The following is a 15233-nucleotide window of genomic DNA, read 5'->3' on the forward strand; positions in this document are numbered from 1 at the left end:
TTAATTCAGGTGCGAATTGATGACGGGATAGACCAGAAGCATCCTTGCTTCTGACAATGTTGACGGCTCAGACGCGCTCGACAATATCCGCCGCATCTTCACTGCGATGCAGCGCCACCTGACGGATCGATAAACGAATCTCCGCCGGCAATACCCGCTTCGCCGCGCCTTCGGCCAACTCGCCGAGCAGTTCGTGGTAGCCCAGCTTGCCGGCTTCATCGCGCTTGAGCACGTCGAGGTCCAGCAGGGTCTGGATGAAGTGGCGGAACAGGCTCTTGTCGAAGAATTCCGGAGCGTTCAGGCCATGGAGGATCGACAGGCGCTGTGCCATGACCGTGCACAGGTCCTCCAGCTCTTCGGCAGTGATGCTGTGTTGGCCGCTGTTGAGGAGCAGGGATACGGTCATGTAGAAGCGTTGCAGGGTCTGGGCGATGCTTTTCGACAGCAGTGTCAGCAGCACGAAATGTCGCGAACTCGGTGCCGGACGCAGGTAGACGTCGTTCTCGAACCGCAGCAGGCCTTGCTCGACGAACGCCTCGAGCCACTGATCGATCACCGCATCCAGTTCGTCCAGCGGCCAGCGAATGAACAGCTCCGCTTGCAGGTACGGATACAGCGCCCGGGTGTAGCGCAGGATCTGATCGCGGCTCATGCGCGATGCGCTCTGGAAGAAGCTCGCCAGCAGTGATGGCAACGCGAAAATGTGCAGCACGTTGTTGCGGTAGTAGGTCATCAGGACGGCGTTCTGCTCGTCCAGATACAGAATCTTGCCCAGGGCATCGCTCTGCTCGGACAGCAGGTCCATGTCCTTCACGTGCTCGATCAGCGCTCGGCCGTCACCTTCCGGCAGGGTGGTGTGCGGCGAGTAGGGGACTTTGCGCAGCAGTGCCAGATACAGGTCGAGTACCCGCGCCATGGCGCGATCGTCCAGGGCCAGGCGGCTGGTGGACAACAGCGCCAGAGCGACCAGATTGACTGGGTTGATCGCTGCCGCTTCGTTCAGATGCTGCGCGACTTTCTCGCCGAGACGGTGGGTGGTTTCGTTGAGCCAGGCCGGTTTGAACTGCGGACCAAGCGCCTGCTGGCGCCAGTCGGGCTGTTCGCTGTCGAGGAATTCCGTCAGTTTGATCGGCTCGCCGAAGTTTACCGCTACCTGGCCGAAACGCTGCTTGAGCGCCCCGATGACTTTGAAAATGTCGAAGATCGATTCTTTCTTCTTGCTCGCGCCACGCAGCTCGCCGAGATAGGTCCGGCCTTCCAGTACGCGCTCGTAACCGATGTACACCGGAATGAACACGATGGGCATCCGCGATGAGCGCAGGAAGCTGCGCAGGGTGATCGCGAGCATCCCGGTTTTCGGCTGCAGCATGCGCCCGGTGCGCGAGCGGCCGCCCTCGACGAAGTACTCGACCGGGAAGCCTTTGGTGAACAGGGTGTGCAGGTATTCGTTGAACACCGAGGTGTACAGCGGATTGCCCTTGAAGGTGCGGCGCATGAAGAACGCACCGCCACGGCGCAACAGCCCGCCGATCAGCGGCATGTTGAGGTTGATCCCGGCGGCGATGTGCGGCGGGGTCAGGCCGTTGCGGAACAGCAGATAGGACAGCAGCAGATAGTCGATATGGCTGCGATGGCATGGCACGTAGATCACTTCGTGACCCTGGGCGACCTGCTGTACGCCTTCGATATTGTTGACCTTGATCCCGTCGTAGATCTTGTTCCAGAACCAGCTCAGCACCACTTCCAGAAAGCGGATCGCGGTGTAGGTGTAGTCCGAGGCGATCTCGTTGCCATAGCGCAGGGCCTGGGCCTTGGCTTTCTCCGGGGAGATGTTTTCGCGTTCGGCTTCGTCGAGGATCGCTTGCCTGACCAATGGCTGATTGAGCAGACCCTTGACCAGGTTGCGCCGGTGGGAAATGTCCGGGCCGATAACGGCGGCTTTGAGGTTGCGGAAATGCACCCGCAGAATCCGCTGGGCCATGCGCACCGTACGCTCGTGGCCCTTGTTGTGATCGATCAGTTCGCGCAGGTGGATCGGCGCCGAAAACTGCACGCGGGTCTTGCGTCCCAGCACGATGATGCTGAGCAACCGACGCAGGCGGCCGGTGACCGCCCAGCTGTCGGCGAACAGCAGTTTCCAAGGGCTTGATTCGCTGTCCGGCGACTGACCCCAGAACACGCTGACCGGAATGATTTGTGCGTCTTCGGCGGCGTTCTGGCTCAGGGCGCTGACCAGGCGGGTGAGGGTAGGTGGCGCCCCGCGTTTGTCTTGGCGTCCTAGCCAGTCGGGCGCTGGCGTCAGGTAGAAAAACGCCGCCGGTTCCACCAGGTAGCCCACCGAGACCGGCAGCACCGGGCGCGGCAGACCGGCCTTGCCGCACTCGGTATCGAGCACGGCGAGGTCGGTCAGCGAAGGATCTTGCAGGACGTAGAACACCGGACGGCTGCGGTCGAGGTTGAGGGAGAGCGAGGACTGGTTGATCGTCTCCGAGCGAACCCAGAGGTACAAGAGTCGGCGCAAGGTGCCAAACACAAGACGGCGGAGCGGGGAGCGGGTCATACGGCTTCTGCGTGAGTGGTTGAAACCGAGCAAATGCTCGGGCGGCCGATAGTGTGCCGTATTCGCCGAAAATCGGCAAAAAAGCGGCTAAGTAAAGTTGAGTTGAGAGATTTCGCGACTGTCATATACTCGGCCGCTCAACAATAAAAAGAAGGGGACTGTTTTATGGCTACGCGCGAAACCGGCAATGTGAAGTGGTTCAACGATGCCAAGGGGTATGGCTTCATCCAGCGCGAGGACGGGGTGGATGTGTTCGTGCACTACCGTGCGATCCGCGGGGAGGGGCATCGCTCGCTGGCGGAGGGTCAGCAGGTTGAGTATGCGGTGGTGACGGGTGAGAAGGGGTTGCAGGCTGAGGATGTGGTGGGGCTGTAAATCCGATCCACAGATCACCCAAAACCAATGTGGGAGCGAGCTTGCTCGCGATAGCGAACTGACATTCAACATTGATGTTGACTGAAAGGGCCTCATCGCGAGCAAGCTCGCTCCCACAGGTTTTGTGTACAGCTTTTACGCGGTTTTCCAGGTGATTTCTTCTTCACCGTCGGCGCTGATGCGCATCCAGCGGTCCGCCGTTTCTTCACCTTCTTCTTCGACCCACGTCCCCGGCGCGCAACGCACTTCGACGTTCAGCGCGACAAACGCGGCGCGGGCGCAGGCGATGTCGTCTTCCCACGGGGTCTGGTCGCTTTCCAGAAACAGGCTGTTCCATTTGCCGACAGCTTTCGGCAGCCAGGTCACCGGCACATTGCCGGCCTTGCACTTGTAGGTCTGGCCTTTCTGAACCCAATCGGTGCATGGGCCTAAAGCCGCGCCGAGCCAGGCCGCGATGGCCTTGTAGTCGACGTCGGCGTCTTTCAGGTAAATCTCGATATCGGGTTGGCGCATGGATGTCCTCACTGCGGGTCTGAAAAATCCATTCGCGGATTTAGCCGGCCTCGAGCCGTTGCTCAAGACCAAAATTATTGAAGTACGAAGTAATCGTAGCGCATCGAAACAGTGACCTCGAAAGGCGCCACTTGCTCAATGACCGCCGCCCGGCGTTCGGCACTGGCGCGCCAGCCGTGAGGTGTCATCGCCAGCAGGTTCGCGCGATCCTGACCCTTTTCCAGGGTCAGTTTGAACTCCAGTGTTTCACTGTGTTGAAGCGTCATGCCTTCCGGCACCAGGGCCAGATGCTTGTCATCCGTGTACTCACGGACTTCGTCGTACAGCCGCTCGCGCAATTCCATCAGATGGCCGCTGGTCGGTCCGACCTTCATCAAGCCGCCGCCGGAGCTGAGCAGGCGCTTGGCTTCCGCCCAGTCCAGCGGGCTGAAGACGCTGGCGAGAAACTGGCAACTGCCAGAGGCCAACGGCACCCGGGCCATGCTGGCGATCAACCAGGTCAACTGCGGGTTGCGCTTGCAAGCGCGTTTGACCGCTTCCCGGGAAATGTCCAGCGCATAACCATCGGCATTGGGCAACGCCTCGGCGATTTGCGCGGTGTAGTAACCCTCGCCACAGCCGATGTCCAGCCAGCGCTGCGGCGCGTACCCGGCAGCCAGTTCCGCCAGACGCCTGGCCACCGGCGCGTAATGGCCGGCATTCAAGAAGTCGCGGCGGGCTTCGACCATCGCCAGGTTGTCCCCGGGGTCGCGGCTGTTCTTGTGCTGCACCGGCAACAGGTTCAGGTAACCCTGGCGCGCGCGGTCGAAACGATGCCCGGCGGGGCAGGCCACGCCGTTGTCCACCGCATTCAGCGGTTCGCTGCAGATCGGGCAGGCCAGCATCAGGCGAGCAACTTGATCAGGGTCTGGTAGTAAATGTCGGTCAGCACGTCGAGGTCGGCAGCCAGCACGCGTTCGTTGACCTGATGGATCGTTGCGTTGACCGGGCCCAGTTCAACCACTTGTGTGCCCATGGTCGCGATGAAACGCCCATCGGAGGTGCCACCGCTGGTAGAGGCTTTGGTTTCGCGACCGGTGACGTCCTTGATGCTCGATGCGACGGCATCCAGCAACGCGCCCGGCTCGGTCAGGAACGGCAGGCCGGACAGGGCCCAGTCGATGTGCCAGTCCAGGCCATGCTTGTCGAGGATGTAGGCAACGCGCTTTTGCAGGCCTTCGACGGTCGACTCGGTGGAGAAGCGGAAGTTGAACACGGCCACCAGGTCACCGGGGATCACGTTGGTCGCGCCGGTGCCGGAATTGACGTTGGAGATCTGGAAGCTGGTCGGCGGGAAGAAATCGTTGCCGTGGTCCCAGTGCTCGGCAGCCAGTTCTGCCAGCGCGGGCGCGGCGAGGTGGATCGGGTTCTTCGCCAGGTGTGGATACGCCACGTGACCTTGAATCCCGCGCACGGTCAGTTTGGCGCCGAGGGAGCCGCGACGACCGTTTTTGACCACGTCACCGACCAGTGTGGTGCTCGACGGTTCGCCGACAATGCACCAGTCCAGGCGTTCCTTGCGGGCAGCGAGGCGTTCGACCACCGCCTTGGTGCCGTGATGCGCCGGGCCTTCTTCGTCGCTGGTGATCAGGAAAGCGACCTTGCCCTTGTGATCCGGGTAGTCGGCGACGAAACGCTCGGCTGCCACGGTCATGGCGGCGAGGCTGCCTTTCATGTCCGCCGCGCCACGGCCGCAAAGCATGCCGTGTTCGTCGATCAGTGCGTTGAACGGGTCGATCTGCCAGGCGGTGACCGGGCCGGTCGGGACGACGTCGGTATGGCCGGCGAAGCACAGCACCGGGCCGTCGTGTTTGCCGTGGGTCGCCCAGAAGTTATCCACATCTTCGATGCGCATGGGTTCGAGCGCAAAACCGGCATCGCCCAGGCGCTGCATCATCTGCTTCTGACAATCGGCGTCGACCGGCGTCACGGAGGGACGGCGGATCAGGTCGATGGCGAGTTGAAGGGTCGGCGAAAGGTCGGCGTGGGCCGTCATGGAAAACTCCGGAAGCTCTATTTGTAGGAGCGAGCGATGCGGCGACCCGACTTGCCCGCGAAGAACGATGATGAGGTGTATCTGTTACACCGAGTCGCTTCATTCGCGGGCAAGCCTCGCTCCTACAGGGGATGAGGCAGGCGCGCAAAATGGCGGTTATCTTAAAGCAAAACGGCAGCCATTGGCCGCCGTTTAGTGCATCCGCAGCGATTTAGACCGCTGGTAGCGGCTCGGCTTCGACCGAAGGTTTGGGCAGCGAAGACAGGAACGCCATGATCAGCGCCGCCAGGTACGGCAGCGACTGCACCAGCAGCATGGCCACCCAGAAGCGCATGTCGTTGCTCGGCATGCCATTCACCAGGTAAATCCCCAGCGCCGCACCCCACAACAGCAGCATGATGAACACTTCTTCCCGCGCTTCCGAAATCGCCACCCAGAAGCCGTGGTTATCGGCGTTTTTCGGGGTGCGGAAGAACGGAATGCTGCTGGTGAAGAAACCGTACAGCACCGCCTTGGCGATGGTGTGCGACAACGCCAGCCCGGCCAGTGCCGCGCAGAACGCATCCTTGAGGTTAACCCCCACCGCACGACGGTAGAGGAAGATGATCTTGCCGACCTTGAACACGAACAGCGCCAATGGCGGGATCGCGAAAATCAGCAACGGCGGATCGACCCGTTGCGGCACGATGATCATCGCCGCCGACCACAACAGTGCGCCAACGGTGAAGAAGATGTTCATGCCGTCCGCGACCCACGGCAACCAGCCCGCGAGGAAGTGGTAACGCTGGCCACGGGTCAGTTCGGTGTCCTTGCCGCGCAACAGGCTGGCGGTGTGACGCTTGATGATCTGAATCGCGCCATAGGCCCAGCGGAACCGCTGTTTCTTGAAGTCGATAAAGGTATCGGGCATCAGGCCTTTGCCGTAGCTGGTGTGGTAATACGCCGCCGACAGGCCTTTTTCGAATACGCGCAGGCCCAGCTCCGCGTCTTCACAGATGCACCAGTCCGCCCAGCCGAGCTCCTCGAGCACCGAGCGCCGGGTCATGGTCATGGTGCCGTGCTGGATGATCGCGTCACGGTCGTTGCGGGTGACCATGCCAATGTGGAAGAAGCCTTTGTATTCGGCGTAGCAGAGCTTCTTGAAGGTGCTTTCGTTCTGGTCGCGGTAATCCTGTGGCGATTGCACCACGGCGATTTTCGGATCGGCGAAGTGCGGCACCATGTGCTTGAGCCAGTTCGGGTCGACGCAGTAGTCCGAGTCGATCACCGCAATCACTTCGGCATCCTTGGCGGTATGCGGAATCAGGTAATTCAGCGCGCCGCCCTTGAAGCCGGCCAAGGGTGCGACGTGGAAGAACTTGAAGCGCGGGCCGAGGGTTTCGCAATAGGCCTGCACCGGCTCCCAGACCGCCGGGTCCTTGGTGTTGTTGTCGATGATCAGGACTTCGAAGTCCGGGTAATCGAGGTTGGCCAGGGCGTTGAGGGTCTGTTTGACCATCTCCGGCGGCTCGTTGTAGCAAGGCACGTGAATCGAGACTTTCGGTCGATAGTCCGAATCACCCACTACCGGCAGGAATTCGCGCCGACGCTTGTGGGTCCAGACCGCTTCGGCCAGTTCGTGGGCCTCGGTCAGCAGCACGATAAACACCCCGAGCGCGCCGAGGGCGAGCAGGAAGCCTATCGTCAGGCTGAACCAGGTGCTGTATTGCAGGCTGTAGTCATAACCGATCCACACCAGCACCGAACCGCAGAGGAACGCGATGAAGGTCAGGAAGGTGCGGCCGCGTTGACGCAGGGCCGAGCCGTCGATCATCAGCAGGGTCAGGGACAGCAGGGCCAACACCACCGAACCGACAGCCAGCACCCGCCATTGCGGAATCGCGACGACCGGGCCTTCGAAGTTGAATTTCTGCTGGCGTGCGGCGTTGAAAACGCCCCAGTAAGCGCCCACCGAACCTTCGTCACTGGCCTTCCACGGTTGGTCAAACGCTTCGATCACGAAGTAGTTGAAACTCTGGCGGTTGAGCTTGTTGACCAGTGTGCGCAGGTAGATCGCCTGGTCTGCCGGTGACGCATCGGCGCCACCGCGCATACGGCCGTTGCTCGGCCAGCCGACTTCCGACAGCAGCAGCGGTTTTTTCGGGAACATCTTTTTCAGGTCGCGGGCGCGGTCGAGCACGAACTGCCCGGACTGCTCCATCGGCACGTGTTCCCAGTACGGCAGCACGTGCGCGGCGATCAGGTCGACGTGCTTGGCCAGGCTGGGATTTTCTTTCCAGACGTGCCATTGCTCGGAAGTGGTCACTGGCACTTTCACCGCCGCGCGTACGCGATCGAGAATAATGCTGAGCTCCGGGGCGGTAATTTCCTTACGGAAGATCGCCTCGTTGCCTACAACCACCCGGACCACACTGCGCGAACTGTTGGCGATTTCGATCGCACGCGTGATCTCGCGCTCGTTACGCTCCTCGTCCGGGCTGATCCAGATGCCGAGGGTGACCCTCAGGCCGAATTCTTCTGCCAGTTTTGGAATGTTTTCCAGGGTGCCATCGACCGAGTACGTACGGATGTTGTCCGTCAGCTTGCTCAGGATCTCCAGATCCCGACGCATATCATCGTCGGTCGGGTACTGCTCTTTCTGAGGGTACTGGCCTTGCTGGAAGGGCGAGTACGAAAAACCCGAGATCTGTTCGGGCCAGTCGGGGGCGGTGACCGGGCGATTGATCAGCGCCCAGAAGCCAGTAAACAAGGCAGCGATGGCGAGCACCACCACCAGGTTGAGTCCAAATTTACGCGATGACATAGCTATTTCGGGTTCCAAAAGGCTGTGGAACTAAGGACCGGTCGGCGGGAGCCAAGGGGCGCGCATCCTACACCGGGCGTTCCTCGAGCGTACAGCTGCCAAGGAAACGCCCTACATTTGGCAATCCAACTCGACTTAAGTTCTTTCGTTGGCCTTCGTAGGTTAATTCCTGGTTCTGCGTAGCCTGATTGAAGCAACCGGGACACCGTTCATAGTTCAAAGATGCTCTTGGCCGTCTTCGGCCCTATAATGCGCGCCGGTTTTTGGGGTAATGGTCATGAGTACAGAAGATCCGCGGTTTGCTGGCATCGCCCGCTTGTATGGCATCGAGGGCCTGGAGCGCTTGCGCGCGGCCCATGTGGCGATCGTCGGCGTCGGCGGCGTCGGCTCCTGGGCGGCGGAAGCCGTTGCCCGGTGTGGCGTGGGCGAAATTTCGCTGTTCGACCTGGACGATGTCTGTGTCAGTAACGCCAATCGTCAGCTGCACGCGCTGGACAGCACCGTCGGCAAGCCCAAGGTCGAGGTGATGGCCGAGCGCCTGCGCGGGATCAACCCGGACTGCACGGTGCACGCGGTGGCGGATTTCGTCACCCGCGACACCATGGCTGAGTACATCACGCCGAACATCGACTGCGTGATCGACTGCATCGACAGCGTGAATGCCAAGGCGGCGCTGATCGCCTGGTGCAAACGGCGCAAGATCCAGATCATCACCACCGGCGGCGCGGGCGGGCAGATCGACCCGACGCTGATCCAGGTGTGCGACCTGAATCGCACCTTCAATGACCCGCTGGCCTCGAAAGTACGCTCGACCCTGCGCCGCGATTACAACTTCTCCCGCACCGTGACCCGCCATTACAGCGTGCCCTGCGTGTTTTCCACCGAACAGCTGCGCTACCCAAAGCCGGATGGCAGCATTTGCCTGCAGAAAAGTTTTGTCGGCGATGGCGTGAAGCTCGACTGCGCCGGCGGGTTTGGCGCGGTGATGATGGTGACGGCGACGTTCGGGATGGTGGCGGCGACCAAGGCTGTGGATAAGATTGTGGCTGGGGTGCGGCGGCCGGCGGATCGGGTTAAGCCTGAAGTTTAACTGTTGTGGCTGATGGCCTCTTCGTCGGAACGCCGCCCGGAGCAAGCCCGCTCCCACAGGATTCGGCTCGTACGCAAATTCCATGTACATCCAGGCCCCTGTGGGAGCGGGCTTGCCCGCAATGGCGATTAACCGGCCAACTCATTCATTCGCTGGAGCACGGCGTTCAGGCCATTGCTCCGCGAGGGAGACAGTTGCCGTGACAGCCCCAGCTGACTGAACCACTCCGGCAAATCCACCTGCTTCAACTCAGCCGCGGACAACCCATTGACCCGCGCCAGCAACAACGCCACCAACCCGCGAATCAACCGCGCATCGCTGCTCGCGGCGAACTGCCAATGCCCATCCTGCAACGCGCCCACCAGCCAGACCTGACTTTCACAGCCATGCACCCGGTTGGCTTCGACCTTGTCCACATCGCTCAGCACGGGCAGACGATCGCCCCACTGCATCAGCAGCCGCGCCCGTTGTTCCCATCCGGCGGCAGCCTGGAAGGTTTCGAGCGCAATGACGGCATCGGCCGGCAGACTCATCGCAACAACTCCAGCGCCTGATCCAGCGCTTCAAAGAACCGCTCCAGGTCTTCGGAGTCGTTGTACAGCGCCAACGACACCCGAATCGCCCCGGCCAGTTCCAGGCTTTTCAGCAGCGGCATAGCACAGTGATGGCCCGCACGTACGGCAATCCCCTGTTCCGTCAGCAGATGTGCCAGATCGGAGTTATGCACACCCTCGACCACAAAACTGACCAGCGCCAACTGCGGTTTGCCCAGCAGGCGGATGCCGGTGCGCGCCTCCAGGCCTTTGAGCAAATAGTCATGCAGGGCCGCTTCGTGGGCGGACACGGCTGCCTGATCGAGCCCGGCCAGGTAATCCAGGGTCGCCCCCAGGCCAATCACGCCGGCAATCGGCGGCGTACCCGCTTCAAAACCCAGTGGGGCCGGGCGGAAGCGGGCGTCGTGATAATTGGCATCCATCACCATTTCACCGCCAAACTGCCAGTGGCGCAGCTGCTCCAGCGCCTTATCGCGTCCGAACAGCACGCCGAGGCCCTCGGGGCCGTAGAGCTTATGGCTGGAAAACACATAGAAGTCGCAACCCAGCGCCTGCACGTCATGTCGACCATGGACGACGCCTTGGGCGCCATCGATCACGGTCAAGGCGTCATGCGCCTGCGCCATCTTCAGCAATGCGGGCAACGGTTGCCAGGCCCCGAGCACGTTGGACAGCTGACTGACTGCCAGCAGGCGCGTACGCGGGCCGATCAGCCGAGCGGCGGTATCGAGATCGATCAAACCATCGCCATCCAACGGCAAGATCACCAGCTTCAGGTCGCGACGGTGGGCCAGTTGCTGCCATGGCAACAAATTGGCGTGATGCTCCAGGGCGCTGATGACGATTTCATCGCCCGGATTGAACAGGTGTTCCAGGCCATAGGCCAGGAGATTCAGCGCGGATGTCGCGCCGTGGGTAAAGATGATCTGCCCGCAATCGCCGGCATTGAGCCATTGGGCGACTTTGCGGCGGCTGTCCTCGAACGCCTGGGTGGCGTGGGCGCCGGGCAAGTGTTGCGCCCGATGCACGTTGGCCGCGCCGTTGGCGTAGTAATGCGCCAGGGCATCGAGCAGGGCTTGGGGTTTTTGCGTGGTGGCGGCGTTGTCCAGATAGGTCTGGTCTTGCCGTTGCAGAGCGGCGATGGCCGGAAAATCGGCGCGCCAGGGAGAGGGAATCATCATGCTGTCGAGCCCTGTTGAACATGGGCGGGTGTACGCCTTACCTATTGTAGGAGCGAGGCTTGCCCGCGAAGGGGCCCTTGAGGCCGCCAAAAGCTTCGCGAGCAAGCTTCGCTCCTACAGGTGATCGTGTGCCGTTGCCGGCAGCAACGCGGCTTAGTTGTGAGCGTGCAGCGCTTCGTTCAGTTCGATGGCCGATTTGTGGGTTTTGCATTCCACGGCACCGGTCTGCGAATTGCGGCGGAACAGCAGGTCCGATTGGCCGGCCAGTTCACGGGCTTTCACCACTTTCACCAGCGCGTTGTTCTCATCCAGCAATGCCACCTTGGTCCCGGCGGTGATGTACAGGCCCGATTCAACGGTGTTGCGGTCGCCCAACGGGATACCGATACCGGCGTTGGCGCCGATCAGGCAGCCTTCGCCGACCTTGATCACGATGTTGCCGCCGCCCGACAGGGTGCCCATGGTCGAGCAACCGCCGCCCAGGTCCGAGCCCTTGCCAACGAATACGCCTGCGGAGACACGACCTTCGATCATGCCCGGGCCTTCGGTGCCCGCGTTGAAGTTGATGAAGCCTTCGTGCATCACGGTGGTGCCTTCGCCGACATAGGCGCCCAGGCGCAGACGTGCCGCATCCGCGATGCGCACACCGGCCGGTACCACGTAGTCGGTCATTTTCGGGAACTTGTCCACCGAGAACACTTCCAGCAGCTCGCCACGCAGGCGGGCTTCGAGTTGACGTTCGGCCAGTTCGCCAAGATCGATGGCGCCCTGGCTGGTCCACGCCACGTTCGGCAGCAAGGGGAAAATCCCGGCGAGGTTCAAACCATGCGGCTTGACCAGGCGGTGGGACAGCAAGTGCAGTTTGAGGTAGGCCTCAGGCGTGGAAGACAGTTGCGCATCTTCGGCCAGGACGGTCGCGACCAGCGGCTTGTGGCTTTCGGCCAGACGGGTGAGCAGGGCGGCCTGCACAGCATCGACGCCTTTGAGCGCGTCGGCCAGTTGCGACGCCTGGGCGACGCTGAAGGTGATGGCCTGGTTGCCTTCGGTGTAGCCCAGGATTGGCGCGATGGCGGCCACCAGTTCGGCCGACGGATTGAGCAGTGGCTGCGCGTAAAACACTTCCAGCCATGCGCCTTGACGGTTTTGAGTGCCGACACCAAAGGCCAGGCTGAACAGGGTAGTGGACATGTAAATACCTCTAACAAAATTGAACGGGCTGCCTTACTTGAGCGCTGCCGCGTAGATATCTGGCTTGAAGCCAATCAGGGTTCGGTCACCGAGATCGAGCACCGGGCGCTTGATCATCGAGGGTTGTGCGAGCATCAGTTCGATGGCTTTGCGCTGGTCGAGATCGGCTTTGCGTTCGTCGTCGAGCTTGCGAAAGGTCGTGCCTGCACGGTTCAACACCACTTGCCAGCCGTGCTCGTCGCACCATTGGGTCAGGTGTTCACGGTCGATTCCGGCCGTTTTGTAATCATGGAAGTCATAGCTGACAGCGTGTTCATCGAGCCAGGTGCGCGCCTTTTTCATGGTGTCACAGGCTTTGATGCCGAAAAGGTGCAACGTTTTACTTGAAACGGTCAAGGAATCGCCCCCTTTACAGGTGCTGGAAAATAAAAGGTGAAGGATTATGCCATGACCCTTGAGTTAAAACGCAAAACCCTGTGGGGGCGTGACGGCACCGGCTGGCGATCCGACGAAGGCGGTGGGTCCATCAACCTTGATGTTGGATGATACATCGCTTTCGCCGGATCACCGCCCCGGAGCAAGCTCGCTCCCGCAGGGGCGTGCCGGTGTGCGGCATTGGCGTGATGGGCAGGTAAACAATCCAGACAGCACGTCATTACCGGATGGGTGATAACGTGCTCGGAAAGTATTGGGAGATCTGGAGTTTGAGGGAAGCCAGCCTGGGAGATCTAAAATAAGCGATATAGACTGGGTTTACCGCAGCGGATAGATTTTGTTTATGTTGATCTTGTCCTGGTCACTTAATTTTGTATTTGCGCCAACGTGCCAGTCTCCATCGGTGAGGAAGTTTTCTACGCTATAGTGCATGATGGAATATTTGTCATAGTTTCCCAGGAAAATGTCGGCGTCGGTTTCTAAATCAAAAATATTGTGATCAATTTGTTCTCTGCTCCACCCAATAACATTGCTGTAGTACTCATATACTTTTCCCCGGTTCCAGGGGATATTTGCCTGGGGGTGCAAGTGTGCGTGATGCAAACCTAATGCGTGGCCGAACTCGTGAAGAACGTGGGGGCGAAAGACCATGTTCGGGTGATCTATCCCAATGACGAGTGTGGGTTCGTCCGGCTTCTCCAGTAACGCATCTGTCCCGAGTGTGGACCAGCTGTCCTTGCCCTTCATGTCAATCCGTATTTCCCCGCCAGATTCAACGAATTCGAAAGCCAGACCGACATAAGGTTCCCACTCGCGAATGTTTCGTTCTGCGTCATATTTCATATCATCGCGTAAACCTGGCATGAACGAAATAGTAATGGTTTTTCCATTTTTCCAGAACTTGCTGTAGTAACCAACCGAGCGTTTTTGGCGCCGTCCGGGCAAAGTGTTGGCGACGTTTCTGGCGTTTTCCTTGACAGCCGCAGCACGAGAGTCTTGCACATTTAGCGGCTTTTTCATTCGCACAAAGATAGGAGTCTGCATAAGTAACATCCATGTTTTTATAACGTTATATTTATCCGTCAGGATAAAAGGTTTATGGAGTATGAATATAATATGCTTGAGCGCTTGAGAGTGAGCGTTGTTGTAACCGGATAATGGATTAGAGTCCCGCCGCCGCATTGCGCAGGGCGGGACATATTTGTTTACCGTTTCGCGGTGATGAAAGCGCGAATCCGTTCCGCTGCTTCGACGCACTCCGCCAGCGGCGCGACCAGTGCCATCCGCACACGGCCGGCTCCCGGGTTGACGCCACCCACCTCACGGGACAGATAAGAACCCGGCACCACGGTCACGTGTTCTTCGACAAACAGATCACGGCAGAAGGCCTCGTCATCGCCTGCAACATTCGGCCACAAATAGAAGCCGCCATCCGGGCGTTGCACATCCATCACCGGGCTGAGGATGTCCAGCACGGCGTCATATTTTTCGCGATACAACGCCCGGTTGGCGCGCACATGCACTTCGTCATTCCAGGCGGCAACGCTGGCCAGTTGGGTCTGAACCGGCATCGCACAACCATGGTAGGTGCGATACAGCAGGAAGCCCTTGAGAATGTCGGCATCACCGGCGACGAAGCCCGAACGCAGGCCCGGCAGGTTGGAGCGCTTGGACAGGCTGTGGAACACCACGCAGCGCTTGAAATCCTTGCGGCCCAATTCCACGCAGGCCGTGAGCAGGCCGGCCGGCGGGGTCTGTTCGTCGAAGTACAGTTCGCTGTAGCACTCGTCCGCGGCGATGACGAAGTCGTATTCGTCGGCCAGGGCGATCAGTTTTTTCAGGGTTTCAACCGGGATCAAGGCGCCGGTCGGGTTGCCCGGCGAGCACAGGAACAGGATCTGGCAGCGTTTCCAGATGTCCGGCGACACGGCGTCGAAGTCGGGGTTGAAGCCGTTTTCATCCAGGCATGGCAGGTAATGCGGCTTTGCGCCGGCGAGGAATGCCGCGCCTTCGTAGATCTGATAGAAGGGATTCGGGCTGACGACCAGGGCATCGTCGCCACGGTTGACCACGGTCTGGGTGAAGGCAAACAGCGCTTCGCGGGTGCCATTGACCGGCAGTACGTTGCGCGCCGGGTCGAGCCAGCCGTTCGGGACGCCGAAGCGACGTTCGCACCAGGCCGCGATGGCCTCGCGCAGGGCGGGGATGCCCAGGGTGGTCGGGTAGACGGCCATTTGATCCAGGTTGCCGGCCAGGGCTTCGGCGACAAAGCTTGGCGAACGGTGCTTCGGCTCGCCGATGGACAGCGCGATAGGGCGCTTGTCCGGGTTTGGCGTGACGCTGCCGAGCAGGGCGCGGAGCTTCTCGAACGGGTAGGGCTGCAACTGGTTCAGAGCGTTGTTCATCGATGGATCTCGTTCGGTTTGGGAGCGGCGCTGCCCCCTGTAGGAGCGAGCTTGCTCGCGATGGTCGTCAACGGTAACGCGTGCTTGCCAGGAC

General features: G+C 60.5%; 13 protein-coding genes. 2 read left to right on the forward strand and 11 right to left on the reverse strand.

What is annotated here, in order from left to right; genetic code table 11:
- Nucleotides 1–67: 67 nt before the first annotated feature.
- Complete coding sequence (gene plsB / locus PMA3_RS04750; RefSeq protein ID WP_064676088.1) at nt 68–2560, reverse strand: glycerol-3-phosphate 1-O-acyltransferase PlsB; 2493 nt, start codon at nt 2558–2560, stop codon at nt 68–70.
- A 165-nt stretch (nt 2561–2725) separates the two neighbouring features.
- On the opposite strand from plsB, the gene PMA3_RS04755 reads away from it, so the two are divergent.
- The gene (locus PMA3_RS04755; protein WP_010462862.1) at nt 2726–2935 is read left to right on the forward strand and encodes a cold-shock protein; all 210 of its coding nucleotides are present in this window, start codon (nt 2726–2728) and stop codon (nt 2933–2935) included.
- A gap of 135 nt (nt 2936–3070) precedes the next feature.
- Here the strand turns inward: PMA3_RS04755 and PMA3_RS04760 are convergent, their stop codons facing one another.
- The 4 genes from PMA3_RS04760 to PMA3_RS04775 form a co-directional block, all read right to left on the reverse strand.
- Nucleotides 3071–3448: a hypothetical protein gene (locus PMA3_RS04760; protein ID WP_064676089.1), complete on the reverse strand. Its 378-nt coding sequence runs from the start codon at nt 3446–3448 to the stop codon at nt 3071–3073.
- A gap of 74 nt (nt 3449–3522) precedes the next feature.
- Complete coding sequence (locus tag PMA3_RS04765; RefSeq protein ID WP_064676090.1) at nt 3523–4332, reverse strand: putative RNA methyltransferase; 810 nt, start codon at nt 4330–4332, stop codon at nt 3523–3525.
- A complete protein-coding gene (gene dapE / locus PMA3_RS04770) occupies nt 4332–5483 on the reverse strand; it encodes a succinyl-diaminopimelate desuccinylase (RefSeq protein WP_064676091.1) in 1152 nt (383 codons plus the stop codon). Before dapE ends, PMA3_RS04765 begins: the two co-directional genes overlap by 1 nt.
- 211 nt (nt 5484–5694) lie before the next feature.
- Complete coding sequence (locus tag PMA3_RS04775; RefSeq protein ID WP_064676092.1) at nt 5695–8286, reverse strand: glycosyltransferase; 2592 nt, start codon at nt 8284–8286, stop codon at nt 5695–5697.
- Between the two features lie 277 nt (nt 8287–8563).
- On the opposite strand from PMA3_RS04775, the gene tcdA reads away from it, so the two are divergent.
- A complete protein-coding gene (gene tcdA, locus PMA3_RS04780) occupies nt 8564–9376 on the forward strand; it encodes a tRNA cyclic N6-threonylcarbamoyladenosine(37) synthase TcdA (RefSeq protein WP_162493643.1) in 813 nt (270 codons plus the stop codon).
- A gap of 128 nt (nt 9377–9504) precedes the next feature.
- On the opposite strand, the gene PMA3_RS04785 is transcribed toward tcdA, so the two are convergent.
- The 6 genes from PMA3_RS04785 to dapC all read right to left on the reverse strand — a co-directional run bounded on the left by PMA3_RS04785 (nt 9505) and on the right by dapC (nt 15139).
- Complete coding sequence (locus PMA3_RS04785; RefSeq protein WP_064676094.1) at nt 9505–9909, reverse strand: SufE family protein; 405 nt, start codon at nt 9907–9909, stop codon at nt 9505–9507.
- A complete protein-coding gene (locus tag PMA3_RS04790; protein ID WP_064676095.1) occupies nt 9906–11111 on the reverse strand; it encodes an aminotransferase class V-fold PLP-dependent enzyme in 1206 nt (401 codons plus the stop codon). The genes PMA3_RS04785 and PMA3_RS04790 overlap by 4 nt, the downstream gene beginning before the upstream one ends.
- Before the next feature lie 153 nt (nt 11112–11264).
- The gene (dapD, locus tag PMA3_RS04795) at nt 11265–12299 is read right to left on the reverse strand and encodes a 2,3,4,5-tetrahydropyridine-2,6-dicarboxylate N-succinyltransferase (protein ID WP_064676096.1); all 1035 of its coding nucleotides are present in this window, start codon (nt 12297–12299) and stop codon (nt 11265–11267) included.
- A gap of 33 nt (nt 12300–12332) precedes the next feature.
- Nucleotides 12333–12641 carry an arsenate reductase gene (locus tag PMA3_RS04800; protein WP_228761639.1) on the reverse strand — a complete coding sequence of 103 codons (309 nt, stop codon included), beginning with the start codon at nt 12639–12641 and terminating at the stop codon, nt 12333–12335.
- Between the two features lie 411 nt (nt 12642–13052).
- Nucleotides 13053–13778 (reverse strand): M12 family metallopeptidase, encoded by a 726-nt coding sequence (locus PMA3_RS04805; RefSeq protein ID WP_237140687.1) that lies wholly within the window; start codon nt 13776–13778, stop codon nt 13053–13055.
- A gap of 161 nt (nt 13779–13939) precedes the next feature.
- A complete protein-coding gene (dapC, locus tag PMA3_RS04810) occupies nt 13940–15139 on the reverse strand; it encodes a succinyldiaminopimelate transaminase (RefSeq protein ID WP_064676098.1) in 1200 nt (399 codons plus the stop codon).
- Nucleotides 15140–15233 lie beyond the last annotated feature (94 nt).

It is taken from the genome of Pseudomonas silesiensis (assembly GCF_001661075.1).
In the GTDB taxonomy this organism is placed as follows: domain Bacteria; phylum Pseudomonadota; class Gammaproteobacteria; order Pseudomonadales; family Pseudomonadaceae; genus Aquipseudomonas; species Aquipseudomonas silesiensis.

Coding starts and splice junctions, on each gene's coding strand:
- dapD (WP_064676096.1), bottom strand. CDS start 12,299: ATGTCCACTACCCTGTTCAGCCTGGCCTTTGGTGTCGGCACTCAAAAC.
- PMA3_RS04790 (WP_064676095.1), bottom strand. CDS start 11,111: ATGATGATTCCCTCTCCCTGGCGCGCCGATTTTCCGGCCATCGCCGCT.
- dapE (WP_064676091.1), bottom strand. CDS start 5,483: ATGACGGCCCACGCCGACCTTTCGCCGACCCTTCAACTCGCCATCGAC.
- PMA3_RS04800 (WP_228761639.1), bottom strand. CDS start 12,641: ATGAAAAAGGCGCGCACCTGGCTCGATGAACACGCTGTCAGCTATGAC.
- PMA3_RS04805 (WP_237140687.1), bottom strand. CDS start 13,778: ATGCAGACTCCTATCTTTGTGCGAATGAAAAAGCCGCTAAATGTGCAA.
- tcdA (WP_162493643.1), top strand. CDS start 8,564: ATGAGTACAGAAGATCCGCGGTTTGCTGGCATCGCCCGCTTGTATGGC.
- plsB (WP_064676088.1), bottom strand. CDS start 2,560: ATGACCCGCTCCCCGCTCCGCCGTCTTGTGTTTGGCACCTTGCGCCGA.
- PMA3_RS04765 (WP_064676090.1), bottom strand. CDS start 4,332: ATGCTGGCCTGCCCGATCTGCAGCGAACCGCTGAATGCGGTGGACAAC.
- PMA3_RS04760 (WP_064676089.1), bottom strand. CDS start 3,448: ATGCGCCAACCCGATATCGAGATTTACCTGAAAGACGCCGACGTCGAC.
- PMA3_RS04755 (WP_010462862.1), top strand. CDS start 2,726: ATGGCTACGCGCGAAACCGGCAATGTGAAGTGGTTCAACGATGCCAAG.
- PMA3_RS04785 (WP_064676094.1), bottom strand. CDS start 9,909: ATGAGTCTGCCGGCCGATGCCGTCATTGCGCTCGAAACCTTCCAGGCT.
- PMA3_RS04775 (WP_064676092.1), bottom strand. CDS start 8,286: ATGTCATCGCGTAAATTTGGACTCAACCTGGTGGTGGTGCTCGCCATC.
- dapC (WP_064676098.1), bottom strand. CDS start 15,139: ATGAACAACGCTCTGAACCAGTTGCAGCCCTACCCGTTCGAGAAGCTC.